The sequence below is a fragment of the Gardnerella greenwoodii 00703Dmash genome, assembly GCF_000263635.1.
GTDB lineage: Bacteria > Actinomycetota > Actinomycetes > Actinomycetales > Bifidobacteriaceae > Bifidobacterium > Bifidobacterium greenwoodii.
In genome coordinates, this window is the sequence record NZ_ADEV01000004.1 from 260,174 (window position 1) to 282,306 (window position 22,133).

The window sequence follows — 22,133 nt, forward strand, 5'->3', positions numbered from 1 at the left end:
GCAAGTATGCCGGTATGATAGTTAATAGTTTTTTAGCGCGAACGAAAGAGGTAAACGTGTCCGCACATAATACGGCTGAACAGAACAACAATAGTGGCATTGATGCTGCAGACGTGTTGCATGTAGAAGGTGGTAAGCCGCTTAATGGCACTATTAAAGTGCGTGGTGCGAAGAATTTTGTAAGCAAGGCAATGGTTGCTGCTCTTTTAGCACCTGGAAAGTCTGTGCTTAAAAATGTTCCAGAAATTCGTGACGTGCATGTTGTCTCAGATTTATTGCGTTTGCATGGTGTTTCTGTAGACGTAAATGGTCCGGAAGGAATCGTTACAATCGACGCAACAAAAGTGCAGCTCGCAGATGTTGCAGACGTCGATACTCTTTCTGGCTCTTCGCGTATTCCTATTCTTTTCTCTGGTCCTCTTCTTCATCGTCTTGGAGAAGCGTTTATTCCAGCGCTTGGAGGCTGTAATATTGGCGGTCGTCCAATTGATTTCCATCTTGAAACCTTGCGAAAGCTTGGTGCAAATGTAGATAAAGATCACGAGGATGGCATTCATATTACTGCACCTAACGGTTTGCACGGTACTAAAATTCATCTGCCGTATCCTTCTGTTGGAGCAACGGAGCAGACTTTACTTGCAGCAGTTCTTGCAGAAGGTCGAACTGAGCTTTCGGGTGCTGCAATTGAGCCTGAAATTATGGATTTGGTAGCTGTTTTGCAAAAAATGGGTGCGATTATTTCTGTAGACGTTGACCGTACTTTCCGAATTGAAGGCGTAAAAGAATTACAAGGCTATACGCATACTTCACTAACCGATCGAATTGAAGCTGCTTCTTGGGCTTCGGCGGCTCTTGCTACTCACGGAGACGTGTTTATTAAGGGCGCAACTCAGCCGGAAATGATGACTTTCTTAAACGTGTTCCGCAAAGTTGGCGGACAATTCGACGTTACGGATAAAGGTATTAGATTCTGGCATCCGGGTGGAGATTTGCATCCTGTTGCTATTGAAACCGACGTGCATCCTGGTTTTATGACGGATTGGCAGCAGCCGCTTGTTGTTGCGCTTACTCAGGCGAAGGGCTTGAGTATTGTGCATGAAACGGTTTACGAGAATCGTTTTGGTTTCACTAAGCCTCTTGTTCAAATGGGTGCTATGGTTCAGCTGTATCGTGAGTGCTTGGGTTCTCTTCCTTGCCGCTTCCAGCAGCGCAATTACAAGCATTCTGCCGTGATTTTTGGACCTACTCCTTTAACCGGTCAAGATATTGACGTTCCGGATTTGCGAGGCGGTTTTAGTCATTTGATTGCAGCTCTTACTGCTAAAGGTCCATCTAATGTTCGCGGTATTTCGCTAATTGATCGTGGTTACGCTGATTTTCGCGGAAAACTTCTTGCACTTGGCGCGGATATTGACTAATTAATCCGAGTATTTTGTAGGATTCTAAGCTTTTAACCACAATAGGTAAAAAAGCTTTTTTATGCACGAAATTATCGATACAGTAGTCGCAATTGTAATTTAATTGCTCAGTAAATTAACCAAATTTTGCCGAGCAATTTACATTATTTAGATTGCGAGGCTTAACGATGGTTTGTGTAGGAGGGCGATACCAGTTACTAGGAGAGCTGGGTTGCGGTGGTACTTCAACCGTATTTCTTGCGGTTGATACCGTGCTGCACAAACAGTGGGCTGTAAAAGAAACCTTGCTTCAAGGTGACGAATCGTATCGCAAAAATATAGTCCAATCTTTACGTGCTGAAGTTGATGTATTAAAAGAGTGCGATCACCCTGCAATACCTAGAATCGTCGATTTTTTTGAAGAAAATGGTCGAGCTTATGCCGTACGAGATTATGTAAAAGGACGTTCTCTTAAATCAATTGTTGACGAAGAAGGTTTACAAAACCCTGCAACGGTTAAAAACTGGGGAGTGCAATTATGCTCGGTTTTAGCTTACTTGCACTCGCATTATCCTCCAATTATTTATGGTGATCTTAAACCTTCAAACGTTATTATTTCGCAAGACGGAACAGTTCGTCTAATTGACTTTGGTGCCGCAAGCAAATTGTATACTCGCGAAGGATCTGTTGATTTTCAATCTGCTAGTATGAGAGGTTTTGAGAAATCAGATTTGCGTTTTGCAACTCCACGTTTTTCAGCGCCTGAAGTTTTAGATGGTAGTGAGGAAATAACTCCTGCTAGTGACGTTTATTCTCTTGGAATGACATTGAGATACGCGTTATTTCCTAGCGATGCTTCTAAAGCAGATCTGCAAGCGGTAACTGTAAGTAACGAAAATCGCGAATTGTTTGAGAATCTAGTATCTGTTATTGCACTGGCAACTACTTCTAACCCTTCCCACAGGTATAAAGATTGCGAAGAGATGCTTTCTGCGCTAGAGTCATGCGGATTAAGCAGCAGTAGAAGTTCATTAAATAATAAAAATTCTGTTATTAGCAGGCGAAAAAGTCGAGAATCTTCTATAAAGAGACGAAAGCATAGCCTGCAGATTAGCACTCCTGTAAAAACTGCAGGCTTATCTGCATTGCTGCTATTTTTTGTGGTCGTATTATTCAACTGCCTGCCTATTTTTAGCAGCAATGCAGCGGTTAAGCCTACGAACAAAACTTTAAGCGCAGAAGCGAAAATAAGTCGCCTGAAATTAATAAAGAAAAATAAAGCAGATTACGATTCTCTTATACGTATGGCGGAACGTGAAAGCAGCTCCGATTTTGCTAAACGCTATATTTCGCGCGCTATGAAAATCCAAAATAGTATGTTGCAAAAGCATTACGTTCGGCAAATGTCTTTTAGACCTTTGCGCGTTTTGCTGCGCTCGCAACTTGCAGATCAGCAGTGGAGCGCGGTTGAGGAGCGTGATTTTATGAGCTTAATAAGCAAGTATGATCATCAGCTGCGTTCAAATAGCAACGATTGGGCAAGTATTTCTGGCGATATTGGTAAAGCGTATTGGTACTATTTTGCAGGATTTTCTGGAAAAGTTGCGAATACGGAAAGACTTTCGCGCATGCGAGTGGCGAGGGCTTGGTTTGTTGACGCATTGACAACTTCCAAATCCGATTTAGTGAAAAATCAAGTGCACGAAGCACACAAGAAAGCAAGTAATAAAGCAAGCATGTTTAAGGCTTATGTTGCTATTTCTGATTGCTACGCTCGTCTTGTTGATGTTAGTACAGATGCTCCAAATGAAGAAACGTATAAACAGTATGTGAACTATTTGCAGAATCTTATAAAAATATCTAAGCAGAATAATGTGAACATACTTCGCATTGATACTGGTGAATTGGTGCTGCAATCCTTACATTCTTGGATGCGGATGTTGCGCGGAAGTGGTTTTAGTAAGCAAGAAGTTCAACAGTTATGTGATGATGCGAAAAATCTTCTTGATCAGGCACATGCTTCGAATGATGATGTTGCAAAAAGGCAAAAAGCTGCGCTTGATAGTGTGCGTCAAATTCAAGATGAAATCAACTCAATTTTTTCAGAAAAATAATTTAAGTAATAAAAATTAATAAAAGGTAATAAAAGTAGAACAAAGTAACAGCAAAGTAATAACAAAATAAAACAAATAAGGGATTAACAAAAGGGGGAATATATGAAACAGCAAAATCGAGAAGGGTTTGCTAAGGTGAAACATTCTTTGTGGGGGAAGGCAGAGATGTCTTTTAATAAACTTATTAAAAGACCTTTAGCAAGATTTATTGCAGGTGTTTGCATCTCTGCATTTTTCTTTATGAGCATTGTTGCAGTATTGCTGCCGATTAATGCTTCCTACGCTCAAACAAAGAATATTAGTGTAACAACAGAAAACCATGTAAAAACGCAGAATATCAACACTGATCGCAATTTGCACATACGACATATTTCTGTTATGCCAAACCAGCGAACAGTTCGCTCTAAAGCTAAGTACATGTTTACTAAGCGTCCAGTTTTGCTAGTTGTTACGGTTGACGGAATGGATGCGTCAACAATAAAGCGTATTCACAAAGTTTATGTAAATATTGGACGGTACAAAGTTGCTAATTCTAAAGCTGAGTTGGCTAAAACAGAAGTGTTGTCGTCTTTAGTTAATTTCCGCTACCAACTACGCCCTATCCCGGTAGGAGTAGTGAAAGTTGAGTTGAAAAGTCGCGGAATTTACGATTTGCGCGACGTTTCAGTGCGAATTGCGTCCGTGGCAATTGCGCCGCATCGCATATGGGGTGGTAGTAATGCAAATAAAAAGAACGAAAATAAGGCATCTAGTATTACTCGTGTAGCAAAATCTTCTACCAGTAAAATGAATTTTCAAGAGCCAATACTAAATATTCCTGCTTTAGCTGTAAATATTTCGGATTCAACGCAAAGTAGCAATATGCTAGATTCTGTACGTTTTGTGGTTATTGATTATACTGAGCCGCGGTTAAAGGTTATTTACGACAACAATACCGTTTACAGAGGTAAATATTTTAAGGCAAATCGTTCAGCTAGGGTAATAGTAGACGATGATTCTTTTGCTTTTTCTTATCTTCTTAGAGACTCTTCGCCAATAGCAACTGTTAAAGCAAACGGAAAACAAGTTATTAATCTAACTGCTCAACAGTTTAAAAACGACAGTTTGCACCCAAACATTTGGTATGCAGATATTTCGTTTAATAAAGATGCTTCTTGGGAAGCTAAATATGTTGCGCAAGATTTGTCTGGCAATTTCAGTTCTTCGCGTAGTGACAATTTTGTTATTGATACTCACATTCCAACTGTTTCGATTACCGGTGTTAGTAATGGTGGAGCTTATTCTCGTGAAGTAAAACCAACGGTTGTTATTAGTGATAATTATTTGAATCCAAAAAGTGTAAAGTGCTGGTTGCGTCGCATTCGTGGTGGTCAGAACGTAAATCCAGCTTCTGCAAAATTTAGTAATAACAGTGCAAAAGTCCAGTACGAAGCTTTTTATAGTGGTCCAAGCGATGACGATATTTATCAGTTGCAGTGGAGCGCAAAAGATGTGGTAAATCATGAGATTCACGGAAGTATGCAATTTTCTATTAACAGCTCCGGATCAACGTTTAGCTTAGATAGTTCAACTGCTGCAATGAACAACAAACAGTTGCAGCATGCGAAAGATGTTCGTATTGAAGAAGTTAATGCCAGTGCTTTGGCGCATCCTGCAAAAGTCAGCGTTGTGCAAGACGGTGTTGAAAGAAACCTAAGTAAAAACGATTTTTCTGTAGCCATAAGTACAGATCGCGGTTGGCCTCGTTTAACATACACTATTTTCCAACGTAATTTTGCGGATAATGCGAATTACAGAGTGTTAATTAATTCTGTAGATAAAGCAGGTAATCATTCCTCTAACGAGCGGGTAGTAGGTGAATCTAACGGAGTGCTACGTGCGTCTTCTGCGTCTTTGCGATTTACTGTAGATCATCTTGCTCCTCTTGCAACAGCATTTGATATTCGTAAAAATTCAGTTTACAAAACTGAAAAAGATGGAAAATTAGTGAGAATTAGTGCAAAAGATAATATGGCTTTGAAATTAGTGTCATTTAATGTTGACGGCAAAGCTAAGCATATTTGGCGAGGAAAGTCGGCGAATAAGCCAGTGCTGTCTTTGAAAATGAAGCCTGATGGTGTGGCCCACGATGTTCTTGTAAAAGCTGTGGATTATGCAGGAAATATAACAGAGTTAAGATACAACAATGTGAAAGTTGTGCAGATTTCCCACAGTCTAAAAAAGATTTCTGCATTAGAAAAGAAGAAAAATGGTGGTAAAAAAGACGATAAAAATGATGATGTAGCAAGCTCTCAAGTGCAAGATTCGAATAATACAAATAATGCAAATAAAGCGGATTCTAATGGAGTATCTAATGATGATTTGAGCAGCGATTTGAATGATAAAAACACAAGTGGAAGAAGCTCGTCAAATCTGCTAGTAGTGCTTGCGTATGTTGGAATAATCGTTGTGGCATTGTTATGCGTGGCGCTTGGAGCTGGAATAATCTACAAAAAGCATAAAAGTAGTAAGGAAGATGATTAAGTGCGCAATAGGGGTAAGCGAATAAAAAAGCCCACTGCGGTGGAATGAATGCAGTGGGCTTCGTGGAGCTAATGGTAATCGAAACCACGACCTCTTCGATGCGAACGAAGCGCTCTACCAACTGAGCTATAGCCCCAATGTCTAAGACAAATCATCTTACGACAACTCTGCACACTGTACTACAAATCTTGTATAAAAACAATATTTATTATAGTGCAGTGTGCATGAGTGTCGTAAGCACAATCTATTTAGATGCCTTTTTTGCTTTGTGTGCTTTGTATAAGCCAATAAAAGTTGGAACAAGTGAAATAAGTAAAATAGCAACAATCACTAATTCAAAATTCTTCTGTACGAAATCAATCTTTCCAAAGAAGTATCCAAGAAGCGTGAAAAGTGAGGACCATATAATTCCGCCAAGAACAGAAAATGGTGTAAAACGAACCCAGCGCATTCCGGATACGCCGGAAATAAAAGGCATGAACGTGCGAATAAATGGGAAGAATCTGCCCAAAAATACGGCTAAAGGACCCCATTTTTCAATCATTGCTTCGGTTTTAGCAACGCGCTCTGGAGTAAGCGCCTTAACTTTACCAGATTCTACAATCTTGCGGCCGAAGAAATGACCAATAAAATAGTTGCACTGATCGCCAATAATAGGCGCTATCCAAACAACCGCAAGCAACAGTGGAAGAGGAAGTGCGCTGTGACCGGTTTGAGCATCGGGAGCTGCAAAGAAGCCGGCCGCAAAAAGCAAGGAATCTCCCGGCAAAAAATGGGAAGAATACTACGCCTGTTTCAATAAAAACAATTAGAAAAATAAGACCTAACGCTGGAGCTGTACCCATCGCAATCCAACTTGCAATAGCAGAGCGTGGATCCTTAAGTAAGTTGACAATAAAATGAATAAATCCCATGATATCCTGTCGTATTTTTTTGCGACTAAACGCCGCTTTTTAAGCAAAACGCATGCAAAACATGCCTTTACAATGAGACTAGCAGTCGGCATAAACGGCAAACATGTTAAGTGCACTACTTCTTGCGCAAGTTATTGAATACAATAATAAAGTATTGATAAAGTATTATTACTGTTACGCAGGTGTGCTTAAACTTGCGAAGGATTGGGCGAATGCTAAAGATTGGCAGGAGAATTATCTTATGACATTGAACGATGAACATAGTGAGAGTCCTAAAAGCTTTACGCCAATAAAAGTAAGACGACGTCCAACATCTTCTAAAAGTGCTGCGCCTGCAAAAAGTGCTGCGCCTGCAAAAAGTGCTGCGCCGGCAAAAAATGATGTTCCCGCAAAAAATGACGCGCCTGTAAAAGAAGTATCAGATGAGTATTTAAGCTCAGATTTGCCTGAAACAGAATTATCAATTGCCGATTTTTCGCGTAAGCATGCGAATCCTAAGCGTTGGTGGATATATTTAGGAATATTATTGCTCGCAATTGTTCTACCGTATTGGGTTGGGCGCACTCTTGCTGTTCAATATACGTCGTGGGTTGTTTCGCATTGTGCAGGATTGTCTGCTCAAGGAGTAGTTTTTATTTCCTGGGTTATTACAGTTGCTGCTTTTACAAGTCTCGCAATGGCTTTAATTGAATCAAGTAGCTGGGTTTGGAGATTTATTTTTGTGGTATTCCTAGCTTTTGAACAGCTTATTGCGGGATTGTGTATGTTAAGTATGAGTTTTTGGTATTCAACTTACGTAGTTTATGGTCCTGCTTCCGGGCTTGCTAACGCAGCTAATCTTGGCATTATTTCTGCAGGATTTGCTGTGGCTGTTTTTGCTGTATTATTCGTTGGTTTGCTTGTTATTATTCCTAAAAAATCGCGTCTAAATGTACTAACTCGCAGCTGGGCATCTTTTATTATGTTTTACGCTGTTGAAGTTTTGGCAATTATAGTTGTGATATTTGGTGGCTTTATGACCGCAATGTAATATTTTGCACTGCAAATTTTGATTAACAATAACAACTTGTTGACGATAATTGTATCTAGTGCTATACCAAGTGATGTATATGCTCTTCTTTAAAAGAAAGTGGCTTTATTATGAAGCGATATAGCAAAAGCATTGTTTGTGAATAGACATGATTGGCCTTTTTCAACTTCAGTAAAAATGGCTAATAAAAATTACGGTGGGAAGACTCGTTGGGTTGGTTTGCAGAGTCTTTACTAAAAGATTTTTAGATATAGGTGTATATGAAATTACATATTGGTTTATTTCACAGTAATCGAGACAATAAGCGCTGGTATATTGCATTGCGATGCGTGGCAGTGTACATCATTGTATGGCTATGCGTTTTTAATATGTTAAATGGCGCAAAAGAATCGTACTATCAACAATATTACGATTTGGATTATGCTCTTGATATTGATTCTTCAATTACAGAATCGTTGGAAATTGCTCATAAAAAATCTCCTGGCCATGAACCTAATATACAAGAATCTGCTCCACTTTCATGTAATGATTGTCAAGATAAGTTGTCGGACGAAGGCGTACCGCTGATAACCACAATGCTTTTTGATTATTTTAAATTTAAGAACGCGACGAGCAACATTACAAAAGCAAAATATGAATTGTTTAATCACGCACTGTCTATATCTGATATGTATGTGACGCATAATTATGAATATGATTAAAAGATGTCATATGTGTAGTTCAACTTGTTGACGAGTGGTTGTATGATAGAGATTTGGCGTGTAACGCCCGCGGATTCACAAGCGCTACAACAGAAGGTTGTGGCACCGCGCAGTGATATTAAGGAGGACGCCGTGGCATTAACGGCTGAAGATAAGAAGAACATTATCAACGAATACGCGACGCACGAGGGTGACACGGGTTCCCCAGAAGTGCAGGTTGCTTTGCTTAGCAAGCGCATTGCTGACCTTACTGAGCACTTGAAGGAGCATAAGCACGATCATCATTCTCGTCGCGGCTTGTTGCTCATGGTTGGTGACCGTCGCCGTCTTCTTGATTACTTGAAGCGCGTTGACATCAACCGTTATCGTTCTTTGATTGATCGACTCGGCTTGCGTCGATAGTCTTTTAGCCCGGGCTTAAGCTCGGGCTTTTGTATATACATAATTGAAAGCATAATTTAAAATTGAATCATAACTAAAGATTGAAGAATAATTTAAAATTAAAATAATTTAAGATTGAAGCATAACTGAATACGGATGATTGAAGTAACCGAAACAAAAAACACTACGAAATATTGGCGTGCAGGATTGCGAAAAATCGTTAGGGATAATAACAACGTGAAGGCGCCAATGTTATTACGCATGTTGGTTGATTAGGTAAGTTAAGAAAAGGAGGAACCCGTGGAGGGTCCCGAAATTAAGGCTGTAGAAGCCGTTATTGATAATGGTTCATTTGGTAAGCGCACGCTGCGCTTTGAAACTGGTCGACTCGCACAACAGGCAGACGGTGCTGTTGCCGCCTACTTGGATGACGATTCCATGATTTTGTCGACGACGACTGCAGGATCTAGTCCGAAGGAAAATTACGACTTCTTCCCACTTACTGTTGATGTGGAAGAGAAGATGTATGCTGCTGGTAAGATTCCAGGTTCGTTCTTCCGTCGTGAAGGACGTCCTTCTAACGAAGCAACATTGGCATGCCGAATTATCGACCGCCCATTGCGCCCACTGTTCCCACACACTCTTCGTAACGAAGTGCAGGTTGTGGAAACTATTTTGTCTATTAATCCTGACGATGCTTACGATGTAATCGCTTTGAACGCGGCTTCTGCATCTACCATGATTTCTGGTTTGCCATTTGAAGGCCCAGTTTCTGGTGTTCGTTTGGCTTTGATTGACGGCCAGTGGGTTGCTTTCCCACGTTGGAGCGAACGTGAGCGTGCAGTATTTGAAATTGTTGTGGCTGGCCGAGTGATTGAAAACGGCGATGTTGCTATTGCAATGATTGAGGCTGGCGCCGGCAAGAACGCTTGGAACTTGATTTATAATGAAGGTCAAACTAAGCCGGATGAGGAAGTTGTAGCCGGTGGTTTGGAAGCTGCAAAGCCATTTATTAAGGTTATTTGCGACGCTCAAAATGAGTTGAAGCGCATTGCTGCTAAGGAAACCAAGGAATTCCAGCTCTTCCCAGAATATACGGACGAACTTTACGCGCGTATTGACGAAATCGCACACAAAGACTTGGATGAGGCTCTTTCTATTGCAGAAAAGCTTCCTCGTCAAGACCGCATTGCTGAAATTAAGGAAGGCGTGCGTGCTGCAATCGCAGAAGAGTTCACCGATATGGACGAAGCTGAGAAAGAAAAGGAACTCGGCAACGCGTTTAAGGAATTGCAGCGTCAGATTGTTCGTCGCCGTATTTTGACTGAAGATTACCGAATTGACGGCCGTGGTTTGCGCGATATTCGTACACTTTCTGCAGAAGTTGACGTTGTTCCACGCGTTCATGGTTCTGCACTCTTCCAGCGTGGTGAAACCCAGATTTTGGGCGTAACAACTTTGAACATGCTTAAGATGGAACAGCAGGTGGATGCGCTTTCTGGCCCACAGACTAAGCGCTACATGCACAACTACGAAATGCCTCCATACTCCACTGGTGAAACGGGCCGCGTTGGATCTCCAAAGCGTCGCGAAATTGGTCACGGTGCTTTGGCAGAGAAGGCTTTGGTTCCAGTTTTGCCAGGTCGCGAAGAGTTCCCATATGCTATTCGTCAGGTTTCTGAGGCTATTGGTTCTAACGGTTCCACTTCTATGGGTTCCGTGTGCGCTTCTACGCTTTCCCTGCTTGCTGCTGGCGTTCCTTTGAAGGCTCCAGTTGCTGGCATTGCTATGGGCTTGGTTTCTGGAGATGTTGATGGAAAGCACATCTTCAAGACTTTGACTGATATTCTCGGTGCTGAAGATGCATTTGGAGACATGGACTTTAAGGTTGCTGGTACTTCCGAGTTCATTACTGCTTTGCAGCTCGACACTAAGCTCGATGGTATTCCTGCAGACATTTTGGCTGCCGCTTTGCAGCAGGCTCACGAGGCTCGTGCAACTATTCTTGAGGTTATTAACGAGTGCATCGATTGCCCAGCAGAAATGAGCCCATTCGCTCCACGCATTATTACAACCACAATTCCTGTTGATAAGATTGGCGAAGTTATTGGCCCTAAGGGCAAGATGATTAACCAAATTCAGGAAGAAACTGGTGCTGAGATTGCTATTGAGGATGATGGTACTGTTTATATTGCTTCCGAAGGCGGCGAAGCTGCTCAGAAAGCAAAGGAAATCATTGATTCTATTGCAAATCCTCGCGTTCCAAAGGCCGGTGAAACTTTCACAGGTAAGGTTGTGAAGACTACGAGCTTTGGTGCTTTCGTTAATTTGACTCCTGGAACTGATGGTTTGCTTCATATTTCGCAAATTCGTAACTTGGCTAATGGTGAGCGAATTGACACTGTGGAAGATGTGCTTAAGGAAGGCGATAATGTTGAGGTTATCGTTCAAAGCGTAGATGAGCGCGGCAAGATTTCCTTAGCAATTCCAGGTTTTGAAGATCAGGAATCTTCTGCTCCGTCTCCTCGCGAAAATCGTGGCCGCGGTTCGCGTGACGATCGCGATTCTCGTAATGATTACCGCGGTGGACGTGGCCGTCGAGATGATCGCGACAGCCGTGATCGTTCGGATAGAGATGATCGTCCACGTCGTCGCATGCGTGATGATCGAGATGATCGTGACGATCGTGACAGCCGTGACAGCCGTGACAGCCGCTATTCCGATCGTGACAATCGCTACGAAGATCGCAATTCTCGTCGAGATGACCGTCGTTCGGATCGTGCAGATCGTTCGGAACGCGACGACCGTTACGCTGACGGCGATTTTGATGACCGTCCTCGCAGGTCTTCTCATCGCGATGACCGCTATGAGGAGCGTGACGAGCGCGACAATCGCGACAATCGCGCAGATCGTGACGATCGTGCAGATCGCGACGAGCGCAATAGCCGACGCAATTCGGAAGCTCGCCGTGGCTCCGATCGCAATCTTCGCTACGCTGCAGATGACGATCACTATGATGAGTATCGTTCTGCTCGCGAAGAGCGTACCGAGCGTCCTCGTCGTCGCGTGCGCCGCGATTTTGACCCATTTGAGGAAGATTAATCGCATAAAATTATCGAAAAGTAAATGCTAATCGATAATAAATAAATTAATAACTTACGAAATGCCTTCAAATTGCGTTTGCATTTGGAGGCATTTTAAAACTGTTTAGATAAGAGGTAAATATGGTTATGCATCGTGCACTGGGGTCGTTTGACACAACAGCCATTGGCTTTGGTGAAATGCCGCTTACAATCGAAAACAATCTTGGACACAGTATGGGCATTGAAACCATTCATGCAGCTCTTGATGCTGGCTGCACGCATATTGATACCGCATGGGCGTATTACTGCTCTGGCGGTGAGGAGCAAACTGGAGAAAAGCTTGTTCGTGAGGCTTTAGAAAGCTGGAAGGGCAATAAATCTTCTATTTTAGTTGCAACAAAAGTTGGTCACTTCCGTAACTTTACGGATGGCCGCCCAACGTGGGGCAAGGATGGCAAGCCGGAGCATTTAATCCGTCACGCAAAAGAGTCTGCAATGGCTTTAGGCGTTGACACTATTGACTTGCTTTACTTCCATAGGCCGGATCCGGAAGTTCCATACAATGAATCCATTGAAGCAATGCAGCAGCTGCTTGACGAAGGAGTTGCTCGAGAAATCGGAATTTCTAACGCTTCCGTGGAACAAATTGATATTGCGCGCAATATTTTAGGAAATAAGTTGGTTGCTGTGCAAAACCAGTATTCGCCGGTTCATTTAGAAAACGAAGATACTTTGCAATATTGCGAAAAGCTTGGAATTGCTTTCGTTTGCTGGAGTCCTCTTGGTGGATTCCGTCATCCGTATGACGAGCATCTTTTCGATCCATTCCGCAAAGTTGCCGAGAATCATGGCGTAAGCTACCAGCAGGTAGTTTTGGCTTGGGAGCTTGCAAAAGGTGAGCATGTATTTGTGATTCCAGGAGCGCACAGGCCTGCAACTATTCTCGACAGCTTAAAAGCTTCAGATTTGAACTTAAGCAGTGAAGAATTGGCTTATTTAGGGTGAAAGAAAGTAACATATGCAACAAACAAGCGTAACTGGCATGCCGTTGCCGCATGAAGATAACGAAGGCAAGCCAATTCCTGTAACTATTCCAGTTGCATTAGGAGCTCGTACTCACGCAGTTTTTACCACTAGATTGGGCGGTATTTCTGAAGGTTCATTTGCTTCGCTTAATTTAGGCGGACGTGCAGGAGATAGTGAGGAAGCTGTTGCAAGCAATCGCGCAGCATTACAGCGCGCGTTACAAGCGGACTTATCTTTGGTTGCTCAAGTGCACGGAAATGAAGTTTTTGACGCGGATACTGTAGTTGATTCATGGAATACGCCTTACGGATTCGACGCAACTGGTTTTGCGGATCCCAAATTGCGCATTGAATCAGATGCGCAAGTTTCTACAGCACACTCGCTTGCTTTGGGAATGTTTGCAGCCGACTGCTTACCTGTTTTACTTGCGGACGATGAAGCTGGAGTAATTGCTGCAGCGCATTGCGGAAGAAAAGGATTAATGACTGGAGTTCTTGATTCTGCTATTGAAGCAATGTGTGAAAAAGGTGCTGAACGCTCGCGAATAAATGCGGTTTTAGGACCATGCATTTGCGGCAACTGCTACGAAGTCGGCGAAAGTATTGCGTTCGATTTTGAAAAACGCTACCCACAAACCGTAACAAAAACGCGTTTCGGCGGAATCGGCATTGATATTGCTGAGGCTGCTCGAATTGACTTAGCTCTCGCAGGAGTTGCAAATATTGTTAACGCTTTGCCTCGAGTTTATGCAGCAACGCAATATTTGCAGGAAGATGAAGAATTGCGCACAATTTGCGAAGTAGACGGTGAAGGAGAATCTTTGCCGGAACGTTTGCAAAATTTGCAAAACCCAATGTGCGCTTTGGAAAATCCTCTGTGGTATTCTCACAGGCGCGCGCAACTTGCTGGAAAATCGCATGAAGGCAGACTTCTTGCGCTTGTAATACTAGACAAGTAGCTAAAATCTTCAGAAAGTAGGCTAATATTATGAATCAAATTAACGTTGTAATTTCAGGATTTGGTCCATACGCAGATTTAGAAGTCAACCCTTCTTACGAAGTGCCATCTGCACTAGAATCTGCGGAAAATCTTGCTAAAATGCAGCCTTCTGAAGATATTTGCGTAAAAGTAACGTCTGTTATGCTTCCGATTAGTTTTGCGAATGCTTGGCCTAAATTATTAGAAACAATTGAGCGTGAGCAAGCAAATATTGTAATCGCCACCGGCACAAAGAACACTGCGCGAGGCGTGCAACTTGAAAGATGCGCAACTAACGTTATTGATGCTAAAAAGCCGGATGTAGATAATAGCCGTCCGCAAAAAATGCCGATTGTTAAAGATGGTCCTGCAGCTTACTGGACGAGGCTGCCTTTGCGAATGATTTTGCAGCGTTTTGCTCACGACTCAATTGCGTCTAATTTAAGCTCCGACGCAGGAACGTACGTGTGTAATTCTTTGTTTTATCAGCTTTTGCACTGGGCAGCTAAAGATAATAAGCATGTTCTTGCCGGTTTTGTGAGTTTCCCTCCGGCGGTAAGTTCGCACGATGCTAGAAACGGTTTGCCATTAAAACAGCAGATTGAAGCAGGGCAAGATATTGTGCATGAAGCAGTCAGATATTATATGCAACCTTCTGCAGAAGGAATGTTACTAAAGTAGTTATTACTAAATTATTTGTTACTAAATTAGGTGATGATAAATTAGTTGTGTGAGCTTAGCAAAAACGTGCGCAACACACGAGTATTTTGCGCTCTTAAGTGATAGCGTTGATGCTGATGGCGTAGGCACACAGTCGGTGCAGCTTACTGGGGGCTTGTGAAAGGAATATTATGGCAACGGATTTATTCCCAACCGCGTTGCGTGGTTACGATAAAGACAAGGTAAATGAGGCCTTTGCTAACTATGAGCGTACAATTTCGCGTTTGCGTGAACAAGTGCGTTCCAGTGACGAATCAATTTTGCAATTGCAAGCTCAATTGCAAGAAGAAAAAAATAATGTAAAACGCGCAAAAAGCGGAAATACTTTCGCATCTTTGGGTGCAAATGCGCAACAATTACTGGCTTCTGCAGAACAAACCAGTGCGCAATTACTTGAGCGCGCAAAGCAGGATGCTGCGTCAATCAAAAAGAATGCACAAGCTCAGGCTGGAACATTACTTAATAACGCTAAATTAGATGCAGCTCACTTAATGCAGGAAGCACAGACTAAAGCCGACACAATGCTTTCAAACGCTACTCAAAAGTCGACTCAAATGATGCAAGCCGCTCAAGAAGATTCTGCACGTTTGCGCGACACTACGGCAAAAGACGTTCAAGCGCAAAAAGATGCTGCAGAATTAGCTTTACAAAATGCTCAAGAGGAGCACACTAAGCGCATGGCTTCTGAGCGCGCTCAGCAAGAAAGCAGTATTTCGCAACTTAAGTCGGAAGCTGCTCAAAAAATTGCAGAACAGCGCGCGGCAGCAAACGAAGAAATTGCACGCGCAAAGGCTGAAACTAACGATCAAATCGAATCTGCATTGGCAGAAGCGAATAAAAAGTTGGCAGATATGCGCGAGCATGCTTCTAAGATGATGGCGGATGCTCAGCGTAAGGCTGGCGAAATTACGGATGCAGCTAGCGCAAAAGCTCAGGAAATTGCGGATGATGCTCAAGTTGAGCGCACGCGTACGTTAAGCCAAGTTAGTGCAGAAGTTGAGCAGATTCGTGCAGATATTGCCTCCCAGCAGGAAGAAGCTACGAAGAAGGTTGACGCTTTGCTTTCCGGTTTGAAGGAAAAGGAGAGTGCAGCTCAAGAAGAAGCCGATGCTTTGGTGGCTCGTGCGAAAACCGTGCATCAGGAAGCTGACGAATATGCGGCACAAACGCATCAGGCTGCGGATAATCAGGCTGCTGATATTGTGCGCAAAGCTATGCAGGAAGCGACTGCTCAGGTTGAAGAGCGTAGGGCTGCAGCTCAGCAGGAATTAGATGGTATGACTGCGCGCTTGAGCCAATTGCAGCATCGCGAGGCAACTATTACGCAGCGAGTTACGGAATTGCGCTCGCTGTTTGCAAACGCGTTCTCTGGTTTTGATTTTGGAGATGCTCAGCCTGTTCAGCAGGCTTCTGACGATGTTGACAATTCTTCGGATGCGAAATCTTCTGCCGAAGCAAAGCAGGCTCAGCGAGATGTTCAGGCTGCGTTGGCGGAATCTGAAGAATCTAACGAATCTGACGAATCTCAAGAAAATTAGTAAAATAAGTTTTCTAAACAAATTTTCTAAACAAATTTAACTAAATAATTAACAGGAAAGGTAAGAATAGTGACTGAGATCACCGCTTTAACTGATGAAGCATTGCAAGGTTTGCGTGAGGATTTTGATGCAAACCCATTGAACCGTTTGGCTATGAATGGTGTAACTGCTGCTGGTATTGATAAGGTTGCGCGTAATTATGACCGCGCTCGCTTGTTGCAGCGTCGTTTTTCCACGATTGTTGACAACGGTGATGCTACGCATCAGGATCATTCTGGACGCTGCTGGCTGTTTAGCTCGTTGAACGTGGCTCGTTTTATTGCTAAAAAGTCGCTTGGTTTGAAGGAATTTGAGTTTTCTCAGAACTACGCAATGTACTACGACAAGCTTGAGCGAATTAACTACTTCTTGAAGGATGTTGCGGCTTTGGTTCGTGCGGGCGAGCCTTCAGATTCTCGCTTGATTCAGCATTTGTTGCATGACGTTATGGGCGATGGCGGCCAGTGGACCATGGCTATGAACGTTTACAAGAAGTATGGTGCTGTTCCTAAAGATTTGTTCCCAGAAACCGCTTCTTCTAAGAATACTGGCGCTATGAATACGCAGTTGCGTGCGCTTTTGCACACTGCTGTAGCTCATATGTATGCTAATGCTACTGAAATTGATGAGATTATTGCGGACGCTACTGCTGCAGGCCACAGGATTTTGACAATTCACTTGGGTGAGCCACCTAAGAGCTTCGATTGGGAGTGGACTGATAGCGAAGGCAAGTTCCATCGCGATGGTGAGATTACGCCAGTTGAGTTCTGGAAGAAGTACGTGAACGCTGGTCTTGAGGATTATGTGTGCTTGGTTGACGATCCTCGCGCTGAGCATCCTAAGGGCAAGAAGATTGCTATTGAGCATTTGGGTAATGTTGCTGGCGGAGACGCAACCGAGTATTTGAACGTGCCAAACCAGTTTATGAAGGATTGCGTGCGTAAGATTTTGGTTGAGAAGGTCATTCCAGTTTGGTTTGGTGCTGATTGCCATCCTATGATGGATCGCGAAAATGGCGCTTGGGCTACTGATTTGTTTGAGTATGGCCGCGTTTATGGCGTTGATTTTGATTTGGATAAGGAAGAGCGCGTGCGCTTTGCTGATTCTGCAATGAATCACGCTATGGCTTTTGCTGGCGTGGATGTTGCTGACGATGGCACGACTACTCGCCGTTGGCGCGTGGAGAACTCTTGGGGCACTGATATTGCGGATAAGGGTTACTTTACGATGAGTGACGATTGGTTCACTGAGTACGTGTATGAAGTTGCAGTGCCGAAGAATCTGCTTCCGGCGGAATATCGCAAAGCCCTGGAAGAACCAGCAATCGTTTTGCCGGCATGGGATCCAATGGGCGCTTTGGCCTAGCTTAAGCGCATTGGGCGCTTAAGCTACTCCAAAGCGCCGCGCTTGCTTAAAGTTGGAAGTCCAGTGGACTTCCAACGCAAGCGCGGCGGCTTGTGCCGGCAAACGGCACAAGCCGACCACATCAAGTTAGGTTAGATTCTCTGCGCGGGTTTGGCGGTGTTTGCATCTTTATTTCAAGATGCAACCACCGACCACATCAAGCATCGTTTTTATAGGATGGTGAACAAATGTCTTCTACAGCTGAGCAGCGTACTTCTCGCGCGGTAAAGAAGGAAGTTGAGGAGGGGCGCAACCCTCTTAACTCTGCGAAGTTCCAGCGCTGGGAAGACCAGGTTGGTGTGGATCGCATTATTAACCGCCGCGTGTTGGAGCTTGATCCGCTGCCAACTCCTGCTCAGGTGCTTGGTGAGTTGCCATTGTCGCCGTATGCGCAGGATATTGTTGCGCAGTCGCGCGATGAGATTCGTAGCTGTTTGAATGGCGACGATGATCGTTTGTTGGTTATTGTTGGCCCGTGTTCTGTGCATGATCCTAAGGCTGCTCTTGATTACGCGAGTCGTTTAGCTAAGTTGCGTTCAGAGCTTGAGGGTGAGCTTCTTATTGTCATGCGCGTGTATTTTGAAAAGCCGCGTACTGCTCTTGGCTGGAAGGGTTTGATTAACGACCCGGATATTGATGGAACGCATGATATTCATAAGGGTTTGCTTCTTGCGCGTAAGACTTTGCTTGGCGTGTTGGATGCTGGTTTGGCTGCTGCTACTGAGTTTTTGGAGCCGACTAGCCCTCAGTTTATTGCGGATGCTGTGAGCTGGGGTGCGATTGGTGCGCGTAATACGGAGTCTCAGATTCATCGTCAGCTTGCTAGTGGTCTTTCTATGCCGGTTGGTTTTAAGAATGCTACGGATGGTTCTGTTTCTGCGGCTGTGAATGGTTGCTTGGCTGCGAGCCAGCATCATACGTTCTTTGGTATTGATCATCTTGGTCGCGCTTGTGCTGTGCAGACTCTTGGTAACCCGGATTGCCACGTGGTTTTGCGCGGGTCTAGTAAGGGTCCGAATTATGATGCTGCGTCGGTTGCTTCTGCTGTGGCTTCAATTCGTTTGCGTTTGGGCACTGGTTGCGTGGCTTCTAACGGCGTGGTTGTTGATTGCTCGCATGGTAATTCTGGCAAGGATGAGCGTCGCCAGATTGAGGTTGTGCGCGAGATTGCGGATCGTTTGGCTGCTGGCGAGCAGGGCATTAAGGGCGTTATGATGGAGAGCTTCTTGCAAGGTGGCAATCAGGATCCTGCTCCTCTTAGTGAGCTTGAATACGGCAAGTCTATTACGGATCGTTGTATTTCTTGGGAAGATACTGCCGATTTGTTAAGAACTTTAGCGAAGTCCGTTGCAACACGCCGTAGAGATTAGAGATTAAAGATTAGAGATTGTAGTAAGATAATCTCAATTTACTTCTACTTGGCTTATATTTTACTGTATTTGCCAGTTAAGTTTTGAACTATATTTTGCGTACAAAGGAGTGTGTTGAAATGTATAACGAAGACTTGAATAAAGCGAATAAAGCGAATAAAGCGAATAAAGGTTTTGCGTGTAAAGCGTTTTCGATTGTGAAATATGTGCTGTTTGCTTTGATTGCCACTGGCGTTATTTTACTTGCTTTTGCGTGGTATCGTGGCACTCATAGCGCAGGGTACACGCTTGTTACTGATTCTGCATTGTGGTTTAGCATTTTTATGCCGTTTGTAACTGGAATCGTTTTGCTTATTTTTACTCGCGGATGGCGTCGCATTGTTGGCACTTTAGTTTGCGTGCTTCTTATAGCTGGATTTGTCGCTTTTCTTGCTCTGCAGAATCAAATCATTGCGTTTTTCAATGTTCCTATTACGAATCCGTGGTTTGATTTTACGTGTGACGCATTGCTGAAGATTGCTACTTTAACTTTTGTTATTATGACTTTAGTATGCGTGTTTTTGGTTAAGAATAACGATAAATGCGTAAGTGGCGAAGTAAAAAAAGGATGATTCTTAATGTCTAATACTGAGAAAATTACTAAAGTTGCTGTTGTTGGCGCTTTAGATGAGGAAGTTGCTCATATCGCTAGTGCGCTTGAAAACGTGAGCCACGATCGCTCTGCAAGTCTTAACGTATCTTGCGGCACTCTCAATTCTGCAGATGGTAGCAAAATCGAAGTCGCGGCTACTGTTGGCGGAATGGGCTTAGTAAATGCTGCTGCAACTGTGCAATATCTTATTGACGCATACAATCCTCAAGCCGTAATTTTTTCTGGTATTGCAGGAAATCTTAATAAAAATTTGCATACAAACGATGTTGTTCTTGGAAAAACTGTAAAATATCTCGATACTGATATGCGTTTAATCGGTCAATGGAAGCCGTTTGCAAGCGAGTTTCATTCGGATGATTATTTGCTTCAAGTAGCTAGTAAAGTGCTTACCGATATGAAAATCACGCATATTGCTGGCACTATTGCTTCTGGCGGATATTTTGTTGATTCGCCAGAAAAAGTAGCGGAAGTAATTGCAGCTACTCAAGCGGATGCTGTGGAAATGGAAGGCGCAGCAGTCTTGCATGTGGCTGCTCGTAACGACGTTACTGCACTTGTTGTGCGCGCAATGAGCGATAATGCGGATACAAAATACGAGGATTTTCACACTTTTGATATTTCCGAATATGCGGACACTGCTGCAAAAATTACGGTAAATATTCTTCGCAATTTGTAGCATTTCGACACGCTGATATGGTCGCCGACCTTCATTTTGCTTAAGTCGCGTTAAATCTAGCGCCAAATACCGCCATTTTTGGTACACACTTTATTTTTGCCGGTGCGGTTTAACCCACCTATTTATGATGGTTGCGTTAATAAAAAAAGATAGGGATTAAGTTAAGAAAATGCGCCCAATTCGCAAATACGGCTATAGGAACGCGAAAATGTGGTGGGGCGCAAGGCAATTCTTCGCGAAAGGAAAGAAGAATATGCGTAACGATATGAATAAGTCAAATATGAATAAAGTGAATACAACCAAAGTAAATATGAATAAAAGCGCGCTTAAGTTCCGTAGTATTGCTGCTGCAGCGCTAACTTTCGGCTTGTGTGCAACTTGCGCTGCTTGCGGAGACAATGTTCCTGCAGACAACAACAACGCAACTGGCGCACAGAATGCAAAAATTTCCGGCAATTTCCAAGGCTCTGGAGCTTCCTCACAGCAGGTTGCAGTAGAAGCGTGGATTGCAGGATTCCAAGGCAAAAACAGCGGTGTAAAAATCGCCTACAATCCAACTGGCTCTGGTGCAGGAGTAACTACTTTTATGACGGGAGCCACAGCATGGGCTGGATCCGATAAATCGCTAAGCGACGACGAGATAGAAAAGTCAAAGTCGGTTTGTGCAAATGGCACTACAGCTTTCGACGTTCCAGTATACGTATCTCCAATCGCTGTAATCTTTAATCTAAAAGGCGTTTCGGATGCTGGAAAACACATAAATATGGATGCTTCTACGATTGCTAAAATTTTCGACGGCAAAATCACGCGCTGGAACGACGATGAAATTAAATCGCAAAATCCTAAGCTAAAGCTTCCAGACACTCCAATTACCGTGGTTCACCGCTCCGATAAGTCTGGCACAACGCAGAACTTCTTAAGCTACGTGAAGGATGCAGCTCCGGACGATTGGTCGCATGATCTTAGCGAAAACTGGCCAAATAGCGTCGGTCAAGGCGCAAAAGGCACTTCCGGTGTTGTGTCAACAGTTCGCATGGCTGACGGTGCTATTGGTTACGCTGATTTTTCGCAAGTTGGAAAGCTTGGCACTGTGGCTGTGAAGGTGGGGGATACTTATAATGAGATTTCTCCTGAAGCGGCTTCGCAAACTTTGGCTGATTCCGAGATTGATTCTGATATTTCGGCAAAGTATCCTAACCGCGTTGTTATGAAAATTAATCATAATACGCAAACTAAAGGCGCTTACCCGATTGTGTTGGTTTCTTACGATATTTCTTGCCCGGTTTATAAGGATGCTTCAACTGCACAGTTTGTGAAGTCTTGGCTTAGCTACGTAACTAGCGCGGAAGGTCAGAATGCTGCTTCTTCTGCTGCTGGAACGGCGCCACTTCCGCAAAATTTGGTTGGCAAAATCAACAAGTCAATTCAAGCGATTAAAACCGGAAAGTAAAACCGGAAAGTAAAAACTGGAAAATAAAAAATAAAAATCGGAAAGTAAAACCGGAAAGTAAAAACTTTTCGTAACTGATATTATGAAAAATATCAGTTAAAAAGGAGAATGATTGAGTTCTACGAAAAATGCAGCAG

General features: G+C 43.4%; 16 protein-coding genes, 1 tRNA gene and 1 pseudogene. 16 read left to right on the forward strand and 2 right to left on the reverse strand.

Annotated elements, in window-relative coordinates:
- Nucleotides 1–56: 56 nt before the first annotated feature.
- The 3 genes from murA to NG78_RS04255 all read left to right on the forward strand — a co-directional run bounded on the left by murA (nucleotide 57) and on the right by NG78_RS04255 (nucleotide 6,034).
- Nucleotides 57–1,418 carry a UDP-N-acetylglucosamine 1-carboxyvinyltransferase gene (murA, locus tag NG78_RS04265; protein WP_050543282.1) on the forward strand — a complete coding sequence of 454 codons (1,362 nt, stop codon included), beginning with the start codon at nucleotides 57–59 and terminating at the stop codon, nucleotides 1,416–1,418.
- Nucleotides 1,419–1,585: 167 nt separating this feature from the next.
- Nucleotides 1,586–3,511, forward strand: a complete 1,926-nt coding sequence (locus NG78_RS04260) for a serine/threonine protein kinase (RefSeq protein ID WP_004134192.1) — start codon at nucleotides 1,586–1,588, stop codon at nucleotides 3,509–3,511.
- A gap of 102 nt (nucleotides 3,512–3,613) precedes the next feature.
- Nucleotides 3,614–6,034 (forward strand): hypothetical protein, encoded by a 2,421-nt coding sequence (locus NG78_RS04255; RefSeq protein WP_004134193.1) that lies wholly within the window; start codon nucleotides 3,614–3,616, stop codon nucleotides 6,032–6,034.
- A 63-nt stretch (nucleotides 6,035–6,097) separates the two neighbouring features.
- On the opposite strand, the gene NG78_RS04250 is transcribed toward NG78_RS04255, so the two are convergent.
- Together NG78_RS04250 and NG78_RS0105820 are read right to left on the reverse strand one after the other, a co-directional pair.
- Nucleotides 6,098–6,170: transfer RNA gene (locus NG78_RS04250), tRNA-Ala, on the reverse strand.
- A gap of 108 nt (nucleotides 6,171–6,278) precedes the next feature.
- Nucleotides 6,279–6,948, reverse strand: a pseudogene (locus tag NG78_RS0105820) (DedA family protein).
- 442 nt (nucleotides 6,949–7,390) lie between these two features.
- Here NG78_RS0105820 and NG78_RS04245 point away from each other — a divergent pair.
- The 13 genes from NG78_RS04245 (at nucleotide 7,391) to pstS (ending at nucleotide 21,996) form a co-directional block, all read left to right on the forward strand.
- A complete protein-coding gene (locus tag NG78_RS04245) occupies nucleotides 7,391–7,978 on the forward strand; it encodes a teichoic acid transporter (protein WP_413422430.1) in 588 nt (195 codons plus the stop codon).
- A 260-nt stretch (nucleotides 7,979–8,238) separates the two neighbouring features.
- A complete protein-coding gene (locus NG78_RS04240) occupies nucleotides 8,239–8,679 on the forward strand; it encodes a hypothetical protein (protein ID WP_004134198.1) in 441 nt (146 codons plus the stop codon).
- 132 nt (nucleotides 8,680–8,811) lie between these two features.
- Nucleotides 8,812–9,081 (forward strand): 30S ribosomal protein S15, encoded by a 270-nt coding sequence (gene rpsO, locus NG78_RS04235; protein WP_004129583.1) that lies wholly within the window; start codon nucleotides 8,812–8,814, stop codon nucleotides 9,079–9,081.
- Nucleotides 9,082–9,360: 279 nt separating this feature from the next.
- Nucleotides 9,361–12,162, forward strand: coding sequence for a polyribonucleotide nucleotidyltransferase (locus tag NG78_RS04230; protein WP_004134201.1), 2,802 nt, complete (start codon nucleotides 9,361–9,363; stop codon nucleotides 12,160–12,162).
- A gap of 122 nt (nucleotides 12,163–12,284) precedes the next feature.
- Complete coding sequence (locus NG78_RS04225) at nucleotides 12,285–13,148, forward strand: aldo/keto reductase (protein ID WP_004134203.1); 864 nt, start codon at nucleotides 12,285–12,287, stop codon at nucleotides 13,146–13,148.
- A gap of 13 nt (nucleotides 13,149–13,161) precedes the next feature.
- A complete protein-coding gene (locus NG78_RS04220) occupies nucleotides 13,162–14,127 on the forward strand; it encodes a purine nucleoside phosphorylase YfiH/LACC1 family protein (protein ID WP_004134205.1) in 966 nt (321 codons plus the stop codon).
- 29 nt (nucleotides 14,128–14,156) lie between these two features.
- Complete coding sequence (locus NG78_RS04215; protein ID WP_004134217.1) at nucleotides 14,157–14,828, forward strand: pyroglutamyl-peptidase I; 672 nt, start codon at nucleotides 14,157–14,159, stop codon at nucleotides 14,826–14,828.
- 170 nt (nucleotides 14,829–14,998) lie between these two features.
- Nucleotides 14,999–16,405 (forward strand): hypothetical protein, encoded by a 1,407-nt coding sequence (locus NG78_RS04210; protein WP_004134219.1) that lies wholly within the window; start codon nucleotides 14,999–15,001, stop codon nucleotides 16,403–16,405.
- A gap of 69 nt (nucleotides 16,406–16,474) precedes the next feature.
- The gene (locus NG78_RS04205) at nucleotides 16,475–17,809 is read left to right on the forward strand and encodes a C1 family peptidase (protein WP_004134221.1); all 1,335 of its coding nucleotides are present in this window, start codon (nucleotides 16,475–16,477) and stop codon (nucleotides 17,807–17,809) included.
- Nucleotides 17,810–18,036: 227 nt separating this feature from the next.
- Entirely contained in the window at nucleotides 18,037–19,218 is a 1,182-nt protein-coding gene (locus NG78_RS04200) for a 3-deoxy-7-phosphoheptulonate synthase (RefSeq protein WP_004134223.1), read from the forward strand.
- Nucleotides 19,219–19,337: 119 nt separating this feature from the next.
- Entirely contained in the window at nucleotides 19,338–19,829 is a 492-nt protein-coding gene (locus NG78_RS04195) for a hypothetical protein (RefSeq protein WP_004134225.1), read from the forward strand.
- Nucleotides 19,830–19,835: 6 nt separating this feature from the next.
- On the forward strand, nucleotides 19,836–20,546 hold the full coding sequence (gene mtnN / locus NG78_RS04190) for a 5'-methylthioadenosine/S-adenosylhomocysteine nucleosidase (RefSeq protein WP_004134227.1): 711 nt from the start codon (nucleotides 19,836–19,838) through the stop codon (nucleotides 20,544–20,546).
- Nucleotides 20,547–20,754: 208 nt separating this feature from the next.
- The gene (gene pstS / locus NG78_RS04185; RefSeq protein WP_050543414.1) at nucleotides 20,755–21,996 is read left to right on the forward strand and encodes a phosphate ABC transporter substrate-binding protein PstS; all 1,242 of its coding nucleotides are present in this window, start codon (nucleotides 20,755–20,757) and stop codon (nucleotides 21,994–21,996) included.
- Nucleotides 21,997–22,133: the final 137 nt, after the last annotated feature.